The sequence below is a fragment of the Streptomyces sp. NPDC002935 genome, from assembly GCF_040611295.1.
Lineage (GTDB): Bacteria > Actinomycetota > Actinomycetes > Streptomycetales > Streptomycetaceae > Streptomyces.
In genome coordinates, this window is the sequence record NZ_JBEXNW010000001.1 from 444,204 (window position 1) to 459,801 (window position 15,598).

Consider the following 15,598-nt stretch of genomic DNA (forward strand, 5'->3'; position numbering starts at 1 on the left):
CTTCACTTCCCCGTGCGAGCGTCGCGCACCCGCGGCCGTACGGCGGGTGGTTGACCATTCGACATGACTGTCACGTTCCCGATGGGGCATGGATCCCGTGAACGTGTTCGAGCAGGGGGGAACCGACATCGGCACGCAGGCGGGGGTCATGAAGAGGCAGGCACGAGGAGGTGGTCCCATGACCAGAGGGGCCTCCTCCACCGATCCCATGGACGAGGCGTCCGACGGGGCGATGGACCAGCCGGACGGCGCGCAGCTCCGGCGCCGGCTGGGCAAGGCGGATCTGCGGGCGGTGCCCGAGGTGCGCAAGGCGCTGAGGGAGCTGTTACGGCACTGGGGGAAGCCGGAAAGTTCCGAGATAGCCGAGCTGCTGACCAGCGAGCTCGTCACGAACGCACTGATCCACACCGACGACGACGCCCTGCTGACGGCGACCGTCGGACCGCGCGGACTGCGCGTGGAGGTCCGGGACTTCGTGGCCCGCAGGCCCAGACTGTGCGTACCGAACGCCGACGACGGTACGCACGGCAGAGGTCTCGTCCTCGTCCAGTCCCTGGCGGACGCGTGGGGCGTACGGGCGCACGGCGTGGGCAAGGCGGTGTGGTTCGAACTGAACGGCGGCGCGGTGTAGGAACACCGCGCCGCCATTGTCCTGTCCGGGCCCGGCCGGAGATTCCGGCCGGGCCACCCGGTGTTCGCCCGGGCTCGGAGCCGTGTCCGACTCAGCCGAACTGCTGCTCCAGGTCCTTGAGCTTGCGCTCCAGGGAGTCGAGCCGCGGCAGGGCCATCGTGTCGTCCTCCGTGGTGAGGTCGACGGTGATCGGTTCAGTGCTCTTTCGGACGGGGGTGAGGGAGGGCCGCGAGCGCACGGGCAGCTGCTCCGCGGTGGATATGGCAGGCTCCGCGGAGGCCTGGGCGGGCGCCCGTTCCACGGTCGTGGTCTCCAGTTCCCGGGCGCCACCGCGCCCGGGGAAGCCACGGTGACCACGGCTGAGCGCCTTGAGGTGCGCTCGCTCGACCCGCTCCTCGTTCCGGCGGCGCAGTCGGGTCTGCTCCTTCTGGCGCCGGTCCTCGCGCACCTCGTCCACGGCCTCGTCCAGGGAGCGCACGTTCTCCAGGAGCATCAGCGACCAGGCGCTGTACGTCTCACGGGGCGCGCGCAGCCAGCGGACTATACGGATCTGCGGCAGCGGACGCGGCACCAGACCCTGCTCACGCAGGGCGGCACGGCGGGTCTGCTTCAGTGCCCGGTCGAACAGCACCGCGGCCGACAGGGACATGCCCGCGAAGAACTGCGGAGCGCCGGCGTGGGCCATGCCCCGGGGTGCGTGCACCCAGTTGAACCAGGCCGCGGCACCGGCGAAGGTCCACACGAGTATGCGGGAGCCGAGCGCCGCGTCACCGTGGCTGGCCTCGCGCACGGCGAGGACGGAGCAGAACATGGCCGCGCCGTCCAGGCCGAACGGGACGAGGTACTCCCAGCCTCCGGAGAGGCCGAGGTTCTGCTCGCCGAAGCCCACCAGGCCGTGGAAGGAGAGTGCCGCCGCGACCGCGGCACAGCAGAACAACAGAACATAGGAGGCCGTGCCGTAGACGGCCTCCTTACGCCTGCGGCGCTCCTCGGTGCGCTCCCACGAGTCGTCGCTGCTCGTGCTGTCCCCGGACCGCTTGCCGCGCGCGAGCACCGCCACCGCCGCCAGCAGGCCCAGGAGCAGAACGGCGCCCGGAAGCAGCCAGTTCAGCGATATGTCGGTAAGTCTCATCTGGGGTCCCTTGCATTGGGATAGGGCGTAACGCCCGCCATAGTGGCCCAATCACGTCGGCCCTCAGGGGGTTTCGGGGCAAGAGGCCGCCAAGGGAGTGCCAGGGGATGCGCAGGGCGACTTTCTGCTCGAACTGCCGCGCGAGGGACGGGAGTTGAGTACGAATAAGACTACCCATACGGATGGTTCCACGGAAAGTTCCCGCGACAAGTGAGGAAGTTGTGAATCACCTGTAACCCGTGAGAGGCCCCCGAGGGTCCCGAGCGGTGTCGATCCTAGGGGGCGTGCGGACCGGCGCTCGCCCGCGGACGCCTCAACTCGCGGTGGTGGCCGTCAACTTGGTGATCCGGTCCGCGTCGCAGGTGCGCGGGCAGGTGACGCAGGTGTCCTCGGGGCGCAGGGTGTAGAAGAGGCAGCAGCTCACCCGGTCGCGGGTGGGCAGCGGCTCCCCGCCGGGACCGGTCAGTTCGCGGAAGGCGGCCGAGCCGACGTAGGGCCGGGTCGAGCCGGGCAGCAGCAGCTCCAGCTCGCGCAGCGCGCGCCCGTTCTCGCCGAGCAGCTCGGCGACGTACCAGAGGCCCTCGACGATCTCGTCGGTCGCCATGCCCCACAGCGCCCTGCCGCGCCGCCGCATCCGCGGCCCGAATCCGCCGAGGACCGGTTCCAGGTGTTCGGCCACCGCCGCCCGTACCTCGGCGCGCAGCGCCTCCTCGTCCGGTACGACCCTGGCGCCCGGCAGGCCGGCGGCCGGGTCGTCCGGCAGACAGGCGAACGTGGTGACCCGGACGGCCATCCGGCCGAGCTCGCGCTGGTATGTGACGTGCTCCACAGGCAGGCGGGGCACCCGGCGCAGCAGGAACCACGGCACGGTGATCAGCAGGCAGGCCGGCCAGGCGTACCGGTGCAGTCCGAAGCCGGCCACGACATCGGGCCGCGCGGGCCGGCCGTAGTCCCGGACCACCTGGGCGTCGTCCCAGGCGAGAAACGCGTCGAGGTCGGGCCCGCCCTCCGCGAGCCGGGCCGCAGAGGCCCAGCCCCCGCCCCGCGGGGCCTCTTGTCCCGCACCCAGTTCCATGACGCTCAGCCCGGGGAAGACCTCGCTCAGCCGCGCGTACGCGGCCGCCACGGGCGACGCGGCGGCGGCCGCCGTGCCGGGGCCGGTCGGGTCGGCCGGGGCGGCGTCGGCGGGCAGGGCGGGAGCGGACATGCGGAACCATCGCTTCACGATCGTTAGCAGGTTAGCCTTACCTTACCCCGCTTTCCGGGTGTTTGAACTGAGGCCGTGTGCGCCTATCGTGCTTGACGGACGAGTAACAACCCGACCCATGACCCCGAGTACCACAGAGCCGGAGGAGGACCCCGTGGAGCAGGCCGGTCCGCGCAGCGCGCACCCCTCCGCCGAGGCGTGGGACCCGGAGATCCGCAGGGGCGCCTTCCGGGTTCCACCGCAGGCGGGCGCCGCGGACGTGGGCCGGGCGAGGGGAGTGCCCGCGGGCGTCGCGGGAGACGGCCCCGGTGCCGGGCCGGGCGCAGAGTCAGCCGGCGGACTGGGTGGCGGTCCCGTCGTGGCCTCGGCCCGCGGTGAGCACACGCACAGCGAGGTGCCGATCCCGCGCCCGCGCACCGAGGGCACCCGTTCCGCCGTACGCACCGAGGAGACCCGTTCCGCCGTACGCGCGGACGATGTCCGTTCCGCCGTACGCGAGGACGCCGCCCGTTCCGCTGTACGCCCGGACGATGTCCGCTCCGCCGTGCGCACCGGGAGTGCCCGTCCCGTCCATGCCGAAGACGGCCGCCCGGCCGTCCGTGCCGAGGCCGCCCGGCCCGTCGTGCAGCGTGCCTCCGTGCGCGGGCAGATCCTCGACGCGCTGCGCACCGCGCTCGTCACGGGTGAACTCGCCCCCGGCGAGGTGTACTCGGCCCCCGCGCTCGGCGAGCGCTTCGGGGTGTCCGCGACGCCCGTCCGGGAGGCGATGCAGCAGCTCGCCCTCGAAGGAGCCGTCGAGGTCGTCCCCAACCGGGGCTTCCGCGTCATCGAGCGCGGCACCCGCGAACTTGCCGAACTCGCCGAGATCCGGGGCCTGATCGAGGTCCCCGTCATGCTCCGGCTCGCGCGCACCGTGCCCGCCGCGCGCTGGGCCGAGCTGCGCCCGCTCGCCGAGGCCACCGTGCGGGCCGCGTCCTCCGGCTGTCGCGCGACCTACGCGGAGTCCGACCGCACCTTCCACCGCGCGGTCCTCGCCCTGGCGGGCAACGCCCAGTTGGTGCGCATCGCCGACGATCTGCACCGCCGCGCCCAGTGGCCGCTCGTCGGCGGACCCGTCTCGCGGGGCCGCGCCGACCTGGTCGCCGACGCGGCCGAACACACCGCGCTGCTGGAAGCGTTGATCGCCGACGACCTCACGGTCGTCCAGGCCCTGGTACGGGAACACTTCACCGGCGCGCCCTGAAGGCGCCCCGTCCCGCCCATGGCGGGCGGGGCTTCCGCCCGCCCGTGAGTGATCAGGCCGTCGCCGCCGGGGGGGCCAACTGGTCGGCCAGCCAGGTGGGTACGCCCCCGAGCAGCCGGAACAGCCGTCCCGCCTCCGCCCGCAGCCGCGTCGCCTCCGGCTCGACCTCGGCGTCGGCCAGCGACGCCAACGCCGGGGCCGTACCGACGAGATAACCCAACTCCTCCCGAATCCGGAGGGATTCGGCGAATCCGTGCCGGGCCTCCGCCAACTCCCCTTCGCGCAGCGCGAGTCCGGCGAGGTGGCGCCAGGTGAAGGACAGCAGGAGCGGATCGTTCTGGGCGGTCGCGCCGGCGTGCGCCCTCCGGTAAGCGGCGCGGGCGGCCTGCGGGGAGTGGGCGAGATTCTCGGCGAGCAGCCCGCGCCGGAAGTCCAGCAGGGCCCGCCCGGGCGCGCCCGGCGCGAGCAGCGCCGCCGCCCGGCCGAGCGCGGCACGGGCCTCGTCGGCCCGGTCGCGCACCCTCAGCAGGGTGGCGGCGTAGGCGAGTTGACCCCGCTCACAGGCCGCCGCGCCACGCTCGTCGTCGGTCTGCGCGAGGGCCTCCGCGGTGCGCAGCGCGTCCTCCGCCTCGGCCCAGCCCTGCTCGGTGTAGAGGCAGCGCTCGACGAGCAGGGACGCTCTCTGCAGCGCGGGCCCCGCCGTGCGCGGCTGGAGCAACGCCGCCGCGTCGGCCCAGCAGGCGCGCGAGCGCAACCGCCATACCGCGGTCTGGAGTGGATCGTCCCCTGCAGTCGTTCCGGAACCAGACATGGCGGTATGCGCCACGTTGCCCTCCCCGAGCACACCATTGAGCTGTTGAGTGGCTGCATCTCAGCACGGATCACCGGGCCCGGCCAAGAGGGTGGGTGAAGGATTTCACAAAGTCGTCGGTTGCGTACCGCTCACCGGGGGTTCGGGAGTCAGCTCATCCGCAGTGCCAGGAAGAAGTCCAACTTGTCCTCCAGGCGGGACAGATCACGACTCGTCAACTGTTCGATACGGCCGACGCGGTAGCGCAGCGTGTTGACATGGAGGTGCAGACGGGCGGCACAGCGCGTCCAGGAGCCGTCGCAGTCGAGGAACGCCTCCAGGGTCGGGATCAGCTCCGCGCGGTGGCGGCTGTCGTACTCGCGCAGGGGGTCCAGGAGGCGGGCGGTGAAGGCGCGGCGCACGTCGTCAGGGACGAAGGGCAGCAGCAGGACGTGCGAGGCCAGCTCGTGGTGTCCGGCCGCGCAGACCCGCCCGGGACGCGCCGCGGCGACCCGGCGGGCGTGCCGGGCCTCCTCCAGGGCGCCGCGCAGCCCCTCGGCCGAGTGGACGGCGGCGCTGACGCCGAGCGTGAGGCGCCCGTCGTCGTTCAGGCCGGCCGACAGCGGATCCCGTACGGCCGCCAGCAGCCTGTCGGCGAGCAGGCCGGGCTCGGGTCCGTCCTCGTCGGCCGGGACGGCCGGGAGGGGGACGAGCGCGACCGCCTCGTCACCCGTGTGCGCGACGGCTATCCGGTCGGAGTGCTCCGGCCCCGGCGACAGCGGGTCCACGAGGATCTCCTCAAGGAGCGCCTGGGCGACCGGGCCACCCTCGATCTCGCCGCCGTCCCACTCGACGCGCGCCACCACGACCTGCCAGTGCGGGGCCGCGCCCAGGCCGGGCAGCAGTACCGGCGCAGCGACCCGCAGCCGCGCCGCGATCTCGGCGGGCGCCGCTCCCGCCTGGACCAGCTCCAGCACCTCCTGCGCGAGCCGTCGCCGCACCGTGCGCGACGCGTCCCGCCGGTCCCGCTCCACCGCGATCAGCTGGGTGACGCCCTGGAGCAGGTCGAGCCGCTCCTCGGGCCAGTCCCCGGCGTCGGCCTCGACCGCGAGCAGCCAGTCGGAGAGCACCGTCTCGCGCACGTCCCGGGAAGCGCCCGCGGCACGGCCCGACGAGCGGATGGGGAAGAGCGAGTACGTCGCCGGGCCCAGCGTCACCCGGTGCGGTGCCCGGCGTCCGGTGCGAGCCGCCGCCAGATGCTCGGCGGCCAGCCTGGCGCAGATGTCCGCGGGCAGCGCGGCGCCCGCGACCTTGGAGCCCGCGATGGGCCGTCCGGCGGGCGACAGGACCCAGGCGCGCAGGTCGAGGTCGGTGCCGAGCAGGTCGAGGACCACGTCGGGGCCGCCGCCCGCCGGGCCCGACGTCATCATCCGCCGGTGCCGGTCGACCACGGCGGCCAGATCCCCGGCGCGCTCGCCCGACACCTGGCGTACGACGTGCTCGGTGATCGTGGCGAAGGCCACCGACTCGTTCACGGCGAACAGTGGCAGCCGGTGCCGGGCGCACGCGACGACCAGGTCGTCGGGGATGTCGCCGAGCTCCGCCTCGCCCGCGGCGAGGGCCGCGACCCCGGCGCTCGCGAGGATGCGGACGAAGGGCTCGGAGTCGTCGGCGTCGTGCCGCCAGGCGAGGCCGGTGAGCACCAGTTCGCCGCCCGAGAGATAGCGGCTCGGGTCCTTGAGGTCGGTGGTCATCACACCGCGTACGGTGCGGTCGAGCTCGTCCTCGCCGCCGAGCAGCCGCAGGCCCAGCGCGTCGGTGTCCAGCAGTGCGCGCAGCCGCATTCTCGTCGCCGCCGTTCTTTGTCTCGAAATCTACGATGGATCTGGGGTGGGGCCCGCGAGCGGGTCCCCGGGCCTCGCGGAGCCGGTTCGTGGGTTCCGCGGAGCCGGCCCGCGGGTTCCGAGAATCGGTGGTCCCGGCCCCCTGGGCCTGTGTCCTGGGCTTTCGAGAGCTGTGCTCACCGGTTCAGTGGCTGTGCTCACTGTTCCGGAGGGCTGTTCTCGATGTTTCCAGGGAAGAGCGAAGAGGTTACTGATGACCTCAGTTCATATGAATCTACAAGATGTACGCGCTGGCCAGCCAACTCCTTCATGGTTTCGGTGACTGACCCAGGCAGGGGACGCCGCTGTGTACTGACCCCACTCCGCTGTTAACACCTCATGAACGAGCCGAGGCCGCCGCACCCGATCTGGCTTGATCAGAACGACCCACGATACGAATGAAGAGAGCCACTCATGGACTTCCTTCGCCCCGCAAGCTGGGAGGAGGCGCTCGCCGCCAAGGCTGAGCACCCCACCGCTGTGCCGATTGCGGGTGGCACCGATGTGATGGTCGAGATCAACTTCGACCACCGCCGGCCCGAGTACCTCCTCGACCTGAACCGCATCGGCGAGCTGAGCGAGTGGGAGGTCGGCGAGGAGAGCGTGCGCCTGGGCGCCTCCGTCCCGTACACCCAGATCATGGAGAACCTCCGCGCTGAGCTCCCGGGGCTGGCCCTCGCCTCCCACACGGTGGCCTCCCCGCAGATCCGCAACCGCGGCGGCGTCGGCGGCAACCTCGGCACCGCCTCCCCGGCCGGCGACGCCCACCCCGCCCTCCTCGCCGCGGGCGCCGAGGTCGAGGCCGAGTCCGTCCGCGGCTCCCGGCTGATCCCGATCGACGCGTTCTACACCGGCGTGAAGCGCAACGCGCTCGCGCCCGACGAGCTGATCCGCGCCGTCCACATCAAGAAGGCGGACGGACCGCAGCAGTACTCGAAGGTCGGCACCCGCAACGCGATGGTGATCGCGGTGTGCGCCTTCGGTCTGGCCCTGCACCCCGAGACCCGTACGGTCCGCACCGGCATCGGCTCGGCCGCGCCGACCCCGGTCCGCGCGAAGACCGCCGAGGAGTTCCTGAACGCTGCGCTCGACGAGGGCGGCTTCTGGGACAACGGGAAGATCATCACCCCGTCGCTCGCCAAGCAGTTCGCGGACCTGTGCGCCGCCGCCTGCAACCCGATCGACGACGTCCGGGGCACGGCGAGCTACCGCCGCCACGCCGTCGGCATCATGGCCCGCCGCACGCTGACCTGGACCTGGGAGTCCTACCGCGGCACCGACGGCCGGACACATCAGAAGGGGAGCGTCGCGTAATGCGTGTCAATTTCACGGTCAACGGCCGCCGGCAAGAGGCCGACGACGTCTGGGAGGGCGAGAGCCTCCTGTACGTCCTGCGCGAGCGCCTCGGTCTGCCCGGTTCCAAGAACGCCTGCGAGCAGGGCGAGTGCGGTTCCTGCACCGTCCGCCTGGACGGTGTTCCGGTGTGTTCGTGTCTGGTCGCCGCGGGTCAGGTGGAGGGCCGCGAGGTCGTCACCGTCGAAGGCCTCGCCGACTTCGCCAAGCAGCGCGCGGAGCACGGAGGGTGCGCCACCGACGCCTGCGGAACCGCGGAGAAGCAGGGGGTCTCGCTCGACGAGGCCAAGCACTGGGCGGCCAAGGGCCACGACTCACAGACCGGCGAGGGCACCCGACTCGCCCCGATCCAGCAGGCGTTCATCGACGCCGGAGCCGTCCAGTGCGGCTTCTGCACCCCGGGTCTGCTGGTCGCGGCCGACGAGATGCTGGAGCGCACCCCGAACCCGACCGACGCGGACATCCGCGAGGCGCTCTCGGGCAACCTGTGCCGCTGCACCGGCTACGAGAAGATCATGGACGCGGTCCGTCTGGCGGCCGCCCGGCAGTCCGAGGCGGTCTGACCATGGGTACTACCGGTACGCCCACGAACATCACGCAGGGCTCCCAGACCAAGGGCGGCATCGGCGAGTCGACACTCCGCCCGGACGGCACCCTCAAGGTCACCGGCGAGTTCGCGTACTCCTCCGACATGTGGCACGAGGACATGCTGTGGGGGCAGATCCTGCGCTCCACGGTCGCCCACGCCGAGATCGTGTCCATCGACACCTCCGAGGCCCTCGCGCAGCCCGGCGTCTACGCCGTCATGACGTACGACGACCTGCCCACCGACGTGAAGAACTACGGCCTGGAGATCCAGGACACCCCGGTCCTCGCGCACGGCAAGGTACGCCACCACGGCGAGCCCGTCGCCATCGTCGCCGCCGACCACCCGGAGACCGCGCGCCGCGCCGCCGCCAAGATCAAGGTGGAGTACAGGGAGCTGCCGGTCATCACGGACGAGGCCTCCGCGACCGCGCCCGACGCGATCCTCGTCCACGAGAACCGCGACGACCACCACATCGGCCACGTCCCGCACCCGAACATCGTGCACCGCCAGCCGATCGTCCGCGGCGACGTCCAAGAGGCCGCGAAGAAGGCCGACTTCGTCGTCAAGGGCGAGTACACCTTCGGCATGCAGGACCAGGCCTTCCTCGGCCCCGAGTCCGGCCTCGCGGTGCCCTGTGAGGACGGCGGCGTCGAGCTCTACATCGCCACCCAGTGGCTGCACTCCGACCTGCGCCAGATCGCCCCGGTGCTCGGCCTGCCCGAGGACAAGGTCCGGATGACGCTCTCCGGCGTCGGCGGCGCGTTCGGCGGTCGCGAGGACCTGTCGATGCAGATCCACGCCTGCCTGCTGGCCCTGCGCACCGGCAAGCCCGTGAAGATCGTCTACAACCGCTTCGAGTCCTTCTTCGGACACGTCCACCGCCACCCCGCCAAGCTCTACTACGAGCACGGGGCGACCAAGGACGGCAAGCTCACGCACATGAAGGCGCGGATCGTGCTGGACGGCGGCGCCTACGCTTCGGCCTCCCCGGCGGTCGTCGGCAACGCGTCCTCGCTGAGCGTCGGCCCGTACGTGGTCGAGGACGTCGACATCGAGGCGATCGCGCTCTACACCAACAACCCGCCCTGCGGCGCCATGCGCGGATTCGGCGCGGTCCAGGCGTGCTTCGCCTACGAGGCCCAGATGGACCGGCTCGCCGACCAGGTGGGCATGGACCGGGTCGCGTTCCGCCAGCTCAACGCGATGGAGCAGGGCTCGCTCCTGCCGACCGGGCAGCGCGTCGACTCACCGGCCCCGGTCGCCGAACTCCTGCGCCGCGTCAAGGCGATGCCGATGCCGCCCGAGCAGCAGTGGCTCGCCGCGGGCGAGGAGGCCGACGTACGGCAGCTGCCCGGCGGCCTGTCCAACACCACGCACGGCGAAGGCGTCGTCCGCGGGATCGGGTACGCCGTCGGCATCAAGAACGTCGGCTTCTCCGAGGGCTTCGACGACTACTCGACCGCCAGGGTCCGCATGGAGGTCGTCGGCGGCGAGCCGGTCGCCACCGTGCACACCGCGATGGCGGAGGTCGGCCAGGGCGGCGTCACCGTCCACGCGCAGATCGCCCGCACCGAACTGGGCGTCGCACAGGTGACCATCCAGCCGGCCGACACCCAGGTGGGCAGCGCCGGTTCGACGTCCGCCTCGCGTCAGACGTACGTCACCGGTGGCGCCGTCAAGAACTCCTGCGAGCTGGTCCGCGAGAAGGTCCTGGACCTCGGCCGGGCGAAGTTCGGCACGTACCACCCCGCGTGGGCCACCGCCGAACTCCTCCTGGAGGGCGGCAAGGTCGTCACCGACGGCGGCGAGGTCCTCGCCGATCTCGTCGACGTGCTCGAAGACGAGGCCGTCGAGATCGAGGCCGAGTGGCGGCACCGTCCGACCGAGGCCTTCGACCTGCGCACCGGCCAGGGCGACGGCCACGTCCAGTACTCCTTCGCCGCGCACCGCGCCGTCGTCGAGGTGGACACCGAACTCGGCCTGGTCAAGGTCATCGAACTGGCCTGCGCCCAGGACGTCGGCAAGGCGCTCAACCCGCTGTCCGTCATCGGCCAGATCCAGGGTGGTACCACCCAGGGCCTGGGCGTCGCGGTCATGGAGGAGATCATCGTCGACCCGAAGACCGCGAAGGTGCGCAACCCCTCCTTCACGGACTACCTGATCCCCACCATCCTCGACACGCCGACCATCCCCGTCGACGTGCTCGAACTCGCCGACGACCACGCCCCGTACGGGCTCCGTGGCGTCGGCGAGGCCCCGACCCTGTCGTCCACCCCGGCCGTCCTCGCGGCGATCCGGAACGCGACGGGTCTGGAGCTCAACCGGACGCCGGTACGCCCCGAACACCTCACGGGAACCGCGTAGGCGCCGGGCACATCTCTCCGGGCGGCACCGGGAACGTCACACTTCGCCGCGCCGCCCGGAGCACCCGGTCACCGCACCGCTCGCGGAACCGGGACCCCAGCAGACCCAGCAGGGAGCAGCAAGCAACAGACGTACCGCAGCAGAGTTCTCTCGTTCAACTCGTTCAACTCGTTCGTCTCGGGCCGTCCCCCGGGTCGTGCGGCCGAAGCACCTTCCCAAATCCCGCAACCGCGTTCGCGGTTCACCAGCCGTCAGGACGGCTGTCGCGGGTGCCCCTTTGAACCTTGGGAGTAGGCCCACATGACCCAGCAGTCACTGGAGCCGAAGACCACCGCGCAGGACGCGGGCGCGGGCAGCCGCGTTCCGGCCGGACGGTCTTGGCTCGACCGGTACTTTCACATATCCCAGCGGGGAAGCTCGATCGCGCGTGAGGTGCGCGGCGGCGTCACCACCTTCATGGCGATGGCGTACATCCTGCTGCTCAACCCCCTCATCCTGTCCGGCAAGGACGTGGCGGGGGACATGCTCGGACAGAAGGCACTGATCACCGCTACCGCGTTCGCGGCGGCCTTCACCACGCTGCTCATGGGCTTCGTCGGCAAGGTTCCGCTCGCCCTCGCCGCCGGACTCTCCGTGTCCGGTGTGCTCTCCTCGCAGGTAGCCCCGCAGATGACCTGGCCGCAGGCCATGGGCATGTGCGTGATGTACGGCGCGGTCATCATGCTCCTGGTCGTCACCGGGCTACGCGAGATGATCATGAACGCGATCCCGCTGGCGCTCAAGCACGCCATCACCATGGGCATCGGCCTGTTCATCGCGCTGATCGGCCTGGTCAAGGCCGGCTTCGTTCAGCAGGGCAAGGCGACCCCGCTCAGCCTCGGCCCGACCGGTGAACTCGCCGGCTGGCCGGTGCTGCTCTTCGCCGCCACCCTGCTGCTGATCTTCATGCTCCAGGCGCGCGGCATTCCCGGCGCGATCCTCATCGGCATCGTCGCCGGCACGGTCGTCTCCGTCGCCCTCAACGCCGCCGGCGTCATCGACCCGAAGCAGTGGGCCAGTGGCGCCCCCGAACTGCACGGCAGCGCGGTCTCGATGCCGGACTTCTCGCTCTTCGGCAAGGTCGAGTTCGGCGGCTGGGGCCAGGTCGGCGCGATGACGGTCGGCATGATCGTCTTCACACTCGTGCTCGCCGGGTTCTTCGACGCGATGGCCACCATCATCGGCGTCGGCACGGAGGCCGAACTGGCCGACGCCCACGGCCGGATGCCGGGCCTGTCGAAGGCGCTGTTCATCGACGGCGCGGGCGGAGCGGTCGGCGGTGTGGCCGGCGCCTCGGGCCAGACGGTCTTCGTCGAGTCCGCGACCGGCGTCGGCGAGGGTGCCCGCACGGGCCTCTCCTCCGTCGTCACCGGCCTCTTCTTCGCGGCCTGCCTCTTCTTCACCCCGCTCACGGCGATCGTCCCCGGCGAGGTCGCGGCGGCGGCGCTGGTGGTCATCGGCGCCATGATGATGATGAACGCCCGCCATGTCGACTGGGCCGACCGGGCCACCGCCATCCCGGTCTTCCTGACCGTCGTGATCATGCCGTTCACCTATTCGATCACCGCGGGCGTGGCGGCCGGCGTGATCAGTTATGTCGCCATCAAGATCGCCCAGGGCAAGGCCCGGGAGATCGGCGCGTTCATGTGGGGCCTGACGGTCGTCTTCTTCGTCTACTTCGCCCTCAACCCGATCGAGAGCTGGATGGGCGTCCACTGACGCCCGAGTTCCTTCCACGCAACCGAAGTCAAGGAGACCGAGAGATGCTGGACATCGCCGAAGAGCTCCACCGGTGGGTCGGGCAGGGCCGCGACTTCGCCGTCGCCACCGTGGTGGCGGTCGGCGGCAGCGCGCCCCGCCAGCCCGGTGCCGCACTCGCCGTCGACTCCGACGGCACGGCGATCGGCTCGGTCTCGGGCGGTTGCGTGGAAGGAGCGGTCTACGAACTGTGCGTCCAGGCGCTGGAGGACGGCGAGACCGTCCTCGAACGCTTCGGCTACAGCGACGACGACGCCTTCGCGGTCGGCCTGACCTGCGGCGGCGTCATCGACATCCTGATCACCCCGGTCCGCTCGGGGGACACCGCCCGCCGGGCGGTGCTCGCGACCGCGCTGGCCGCCGCGGCGGGCGGGGAGGCGGCGGCGCTCGCCCGTGTCGTGAGCGGTCCCGCCGAACTGATGGGCCGCGCCCTCGTCGTCCGTTCCGACGGCTCCTACGAGGGCGGTTTCGGCGCCCACCCCGAACTCGACCGTACGGTGGTGGGCGAGGCGGCGGCCCAACTGGACGCCGGCCGCACCGGCACCCTGGAGATCGGAGAGCAGGGCTCTCGTTGTGGAGCGCCGCTCACGGTCCTGGTGGAGTCGTCGGTCCCGCCCCCACGCATGATCGTCTTCGGTGCCATCGATTTCGCCTCGGCACTGGTCCGCATGGGCAAGTTCCTCGGCTACCGGGTCACGCTGTGCGACGCCCGCCCGGTCTTCGCGACGGCGGCCCGCTTCCCCGACGCGGACGAGATCGTCGTGGAATGGCCCCACCGCTATCTGGAGCGCACGGGGGTCGACTCCCGCACCGTCCTGTGCGTCCTCACCCACGACGCCAAGTTCGACGTGCCGCTGCTCCGGCTCGCGTTGCGGCTCCCGGTGGCGTACGTCGGCGCCATGGGTTCCCGCCGTACGCACCTGGACCGCAACGAGCGGTTGCGCGAAGTCGGCGTCACCGAGATGGAGCTGGCCCGCCTGAGGTCCCCGATCGGCCTGGACCTCGGAGCACGCACACCCGAGGAGACGGCCCTGTCGATCGCCTCGGAGATCGTGGCCAACCGGCGCGGCGGGAGCGGGGTTTCCCTCACGGGGGCGCACACCCCGATCCATCACGACGCGTCCTCGGTTCCGGCGCGCCGGATCGGGTCGGTGGCGTGAGAGCCCGCGACCGAGGGACGGTCGCTTGAGGGCTTGAGGGCTTGAGGGCTTGAGGGCTGAGGACTCAAGGACTCAGGGGCTTGAGACACTTGAAGGTTTGAGGGCCAGGGCGAGGCTCGCCGCGGACTGCGGTGGGCCTTTCTTCTGCGCCCTGTATTGACGCAGGCACGCCGCTCGGCGAACCTCCTGTGGGAGCGCTCCCGCAAGTCCCTCGTGACCGTTGCGAACCAGGAGTGAACCCGCATGAGACGACGTGCCTCAACTTGGTTGGCCGCTCTGTCCGTCGGGCTGGCCGCCCTCTTCGCCGTACCCCCGGCGCACGCGGCGGACGCCACGGACGCCACGGCCCCCGCGGACCGCGGATCGTCGCTGTACGTCCCGGACCCCAACCCGGCGGCGTACCAGCAGGCCCTCGGTCTCGCCCGGGCCGGCCGGTTCCGCGACGCGGCCGGCCTTCTGACGATGGTGAACACCCCGCAGGCCGTGTGGTTCGGCGACCAGACACCGGCCCAGGTGGAGCGACTGGTCCGCGGGGTGGTGCGCGACGCGGGCCGTGACGACGCGATACCCGTGCTGGCGCTGTACAACATCCCTGGCCGGGACTGCTCCAACTACTCGGCGGGCGGGGCCGCCGACACCGCGGAGTACAAGGCGTGGATCGACGCGGTGGCGCGGGGGATCGGCCGCGGCGACGCGATCGTCACCCTCGAACCCGACGCCCTCGCCCTGCTGCCCTCCGACTGCGGCCAGGACGACGCGCAGGGCACGAAGACCGCCGCACGGTACGCCGAGGTCAACTACGCGGTCGACGCCCTGGAGCCGCCGCGCGGGACGCGGGTCTATCTCGACACCGGGCACCCGGGCTGGCACACCGTCGCCTCCATCGTGCCGCGCCTGATCAAGGGCGGGGTGGCCCGTGCCTCCGGCTTCTACACCAATGCCTCGAACTACAACACCGATGACGCCAACTCCTGGTACGGCAAGCTGATTTCGTCCTGTCTGGCCTATGCGGACGGTGGTGGTGACGTCGCCGAGTGCCCGAACCAGTGGTGGCCGAGGGCCGACGCGCAGGCCTGGCTCGACGGACATGTGCGGACGCCACCGTCACGGATGAAGCACTTCGTCACGGACTCCAGCCGCAACGGTCAGGGCCCCTGGACCCCGCCCGCGGGCAAGTACGCCGACCCGCAGGACTGGTGCAACCCGCCGAACCGGGGACTCGGCGCCCGCCCCACCCTGCACACCGGGGACCCGCTCCAGGACGCCCGGCTCTGGATCAAGACGCCGGGCGAGTCGGACGGGCTGTGTCTGCGCGGAACGGCGGGGCCCGAGGACCCGGAGCGCGGGACGGTCGACCCGAACGCGGGGGACTGGTTCCCGGAACAGGCCCTGGAACTGGTCCGGTTCGCCAATCCACCCATTATTCCGGGGGATTGACCGCGTATCCGT

12 protein-coding genes are annotated in these 15,598 nt (G+C 71.6%); 8 read left to right on the forward strand and 4 right to left on the reverse strand.

All coding sequences use genetic code 11. The annotated features are described in order from the left end of the window. Window positions 1-208 precede the first annotated feature (208 nt). A complete protein-coding gene (locus ABZX90_RS01895; RefSeq protein WP_351126885.1) occupies window positions 209-631 on the forward strand; it encodes an ATP-binding protein in 423 nt (140 codons plus the stop codon). A 91-nt stretch (window positions 632-722) separates the two neighbouring features. Here the strand turns inward: ABZX90_RS01895 and ABZX90_RS01900 are convergent, their stop codons facing one another. Beyond that, on the reverse strand, window positions 723-1,763 hold the full coding sequence (locus tag ABZX90_RS01900; RefSeq protein WP_351126779.1) for a DUF2637 domain-containing protein: 1,041 nt from the start codon (window positions 1,761-1,763) through the stop codon (window positions 723-725). Window positions 1,764-2,076: 313 nt separating this feature from the next. Continuing rightward, window positions 2,077-2,970 (reverse strand): (2Fe-2S)-binding protein, encoded by an 894-nt coding sequence (locus tag ABZX90_RS01905; protein WP_355200879.1) that lies wholly within the window; start codon window positions 2,968-2,970, stop codon window positions 2,077-2,079. Window positions 2,971-3,310: 340 nt separating this feature from the next. Between ABZX90_RS01905 and ABZX90_RS01910 the strand changes: the two genes are divergently transcribed. Continuing rightward, window positions 3,311-4,213: a GntR family transcriptional regulator gene (locus tag ABZX90_RS01910; RefSeq protein ID WP_355200882.1), complete on the forward strand. Its 903-nt coding sequence runs from the start codon at window positions 3,311-3,313 to the stop codon at window positions 4,211-4,213. Between the two features lie 52 nt (window positions 4,214-4,265). Here the strand turns inward: ABZX90_RS01910 and ABZX90_RS01915 are convergent, their stop codons facing one another. After that, on the reverse strand, window positions 4,266-5,039 hold the full coding sequence (locus ABZX90_RS01915) for a hypothetical protein (protein ID WP_351126781.1): 774 nt from the start codon (window positions 5,037-5,039) through the stop codon (window positions 4,266-4,268). Between the two features lie 134 nt (window positions 5,040-5,173). Beyond that, window positions 5,174-6,847 carry a PucR family transcriptional regulator ligand-binding domain-containing protein gene (locus tag ABZX90_RS01920; RefSeq protein ID WP_355200801.1) on the reverse strand — a complete coding sequence of 558 codons (1,674 nt, stop codon included), beginning with the start codon at window positions 6,845-6,847 and terminating at the stop codon, window positions 5,174-5,176. 453 nt (window positions 6,848-7,300) lie between these two features. Here ABZX90_RS01920 and ABZX90_RS01925 point away from each other — a divergent pair, with 453 nt between their 5' ends. From ABZX90_RS01925 to ABZX90_RS01950, 6 genes are all read left to right on the forward strand, one after another. Then, window positions 7,301-8,200 carry a xanthine dehydrogenase family protein subunit M gene (locus ABZX90_RS01925; protein WP_351126785.1) on the forward strand — a complete coding sequence of 300 codons (900 nt, stop codon included), beginning with the start codon at window positions 7,301-7,303 and terminating at the stop codon, window positions 8,198-8,200. Further along, the gene (locus ABZX90_RS01930; protein WP_355200803.1) at window positions 8,200-8,802 is read left to right on the forward strand and encodes a (2Fe-2S)-binding protein; all 603 of its coding nucleotides are present in this window, start codon (window positions 8,200-8,202) and stop codon (window positions 8,800-8,802) included. Before ABZX90_RS01925 ends, ABZX90_RS01930 begins: the two co-directional genes overlap by 1 nt. 2 nt (window positions 8,803-8,804) lie before the next feature. Continuing rightward, complete coding sequence (locus ABZX90_RS01935; RefSeq protein WP_351126789.1) at window positions 8,805-11,192, forward strand: molybdopterin cofactor-binding domain-containing protein; 2,388 nt, start codon at window positions 8,805-8,807, stop codon at window positions 11,190-11,192. Between the two features lie 300 nt (window positions 11,193-11,492). Continuing rightward, entirely contained in the window at window positions 11,493-12,950 is a 1,458-nt protein-coding gene (locus ABZX90_RS01940) for an NCS2 family permease (protein ID WP_351126791.1), read from the forward strand. Between the two features lie 44 nt (window positions 12,951-12,994). After that, window positions 12,995-14,149: an XdhC/CoxI family protein gene (locus ABZX90_RS01945; protein ID WP_355200805.1), complete on the forward strand. Its 1,155-nt coding sequence runs from the start codon at window positions 12,995-12,997 to the stop codon at window positions 14,147-14,149. Window positions 14,150-14,392: 243 nt separating this feature from the next. Beyond that, window positions 14,393-15,586: a glycoside hydrolase family 6 protein gene (locus tag ABZX90_RS01950; RefSeq protein WP_355200807.1), complete on the forward strand. Its 1,194-nt coding sequence runs from the start codon at window positions 14,393-14,395 to the stop codon at window positions 15,584-15,586. Window positions 15,587-15,598 lie beyond the last annotated feature (12 nt).

Bases quoted from the DNA above. Each gene is read 5' to 3' on its own strand.
- ABZX90_RS01895 (WP_351126885.1), top strand. From the start codon at position 209: ATGGACGAGGCGTCCGACGGGGCGATGGACCAGCCGGACGGCGCGCAG.
- ABZX90_RS01900 (WP_351126779.1), bottom strand. From the start codon at position 1,763: ATGAGACTTACCGACATATCGCTGAACTGGCTGCTTCCGGGCGCCGTT.
- ABZX90_RS01905 (WP_355200879.1), bottom strand. From the start codon at position 2,970: ATGTCCGCTCCCGCCCTGCCCGCCGACGCCGCCCCGGCCGACCCGACC.
- ABZX90_RS01920 (WP_355200801.1), bottom strand. From the start codon at position 6,847: ATGCGGCTGCGCGCACTGCTGGACACCGACGCGCTGGGCCTGCGGCTG.
- ABZX90_RS01925 (WP_351126785.1), top strand. From the start codon at position 7,301: ATGGACTTCCTTCGCCCCGCAAGCTGGGAGGAGGCGCTCGCCGCCAAG.
- ABZX90_RS01930 (WP_355200803.1), top strand. From the start codon at position 8,200: ATGCGTGTCAATTTCACGGTCAACGGCCGCCGGCAAGAGGCCGACGAC.
- ABZX90_RS01935 (WP_351126789.1), top strand. From the start codon at position 8,805: ATGGGTACTACCGGTACGCCCACGAACATCACGCAGGGCTCCCAGACC.
- ABZX90_RS01940 (WP_351126791.1), top strand. From the start codon at position 11,493: ATGACCCAGCAGTCACTGGAGCCGAAGACCACCGCGCAGGACGCGGGC.
- ABZX90_RS01945 (WP_355200805.1), top strand. From the start codon at position 12,995: ATGCTGGACATCGCCGAAGAGCTCCACCGGTGGGTCGGGCAGGGCCGC.
- ABZX90_RS01950 (WP_355200807.1), top strand. From the start codon at position 14,393: ATGAGACGACGTGCCTCAACTTGGTTGGCCGCTCTGTCCGTCGGGCTG.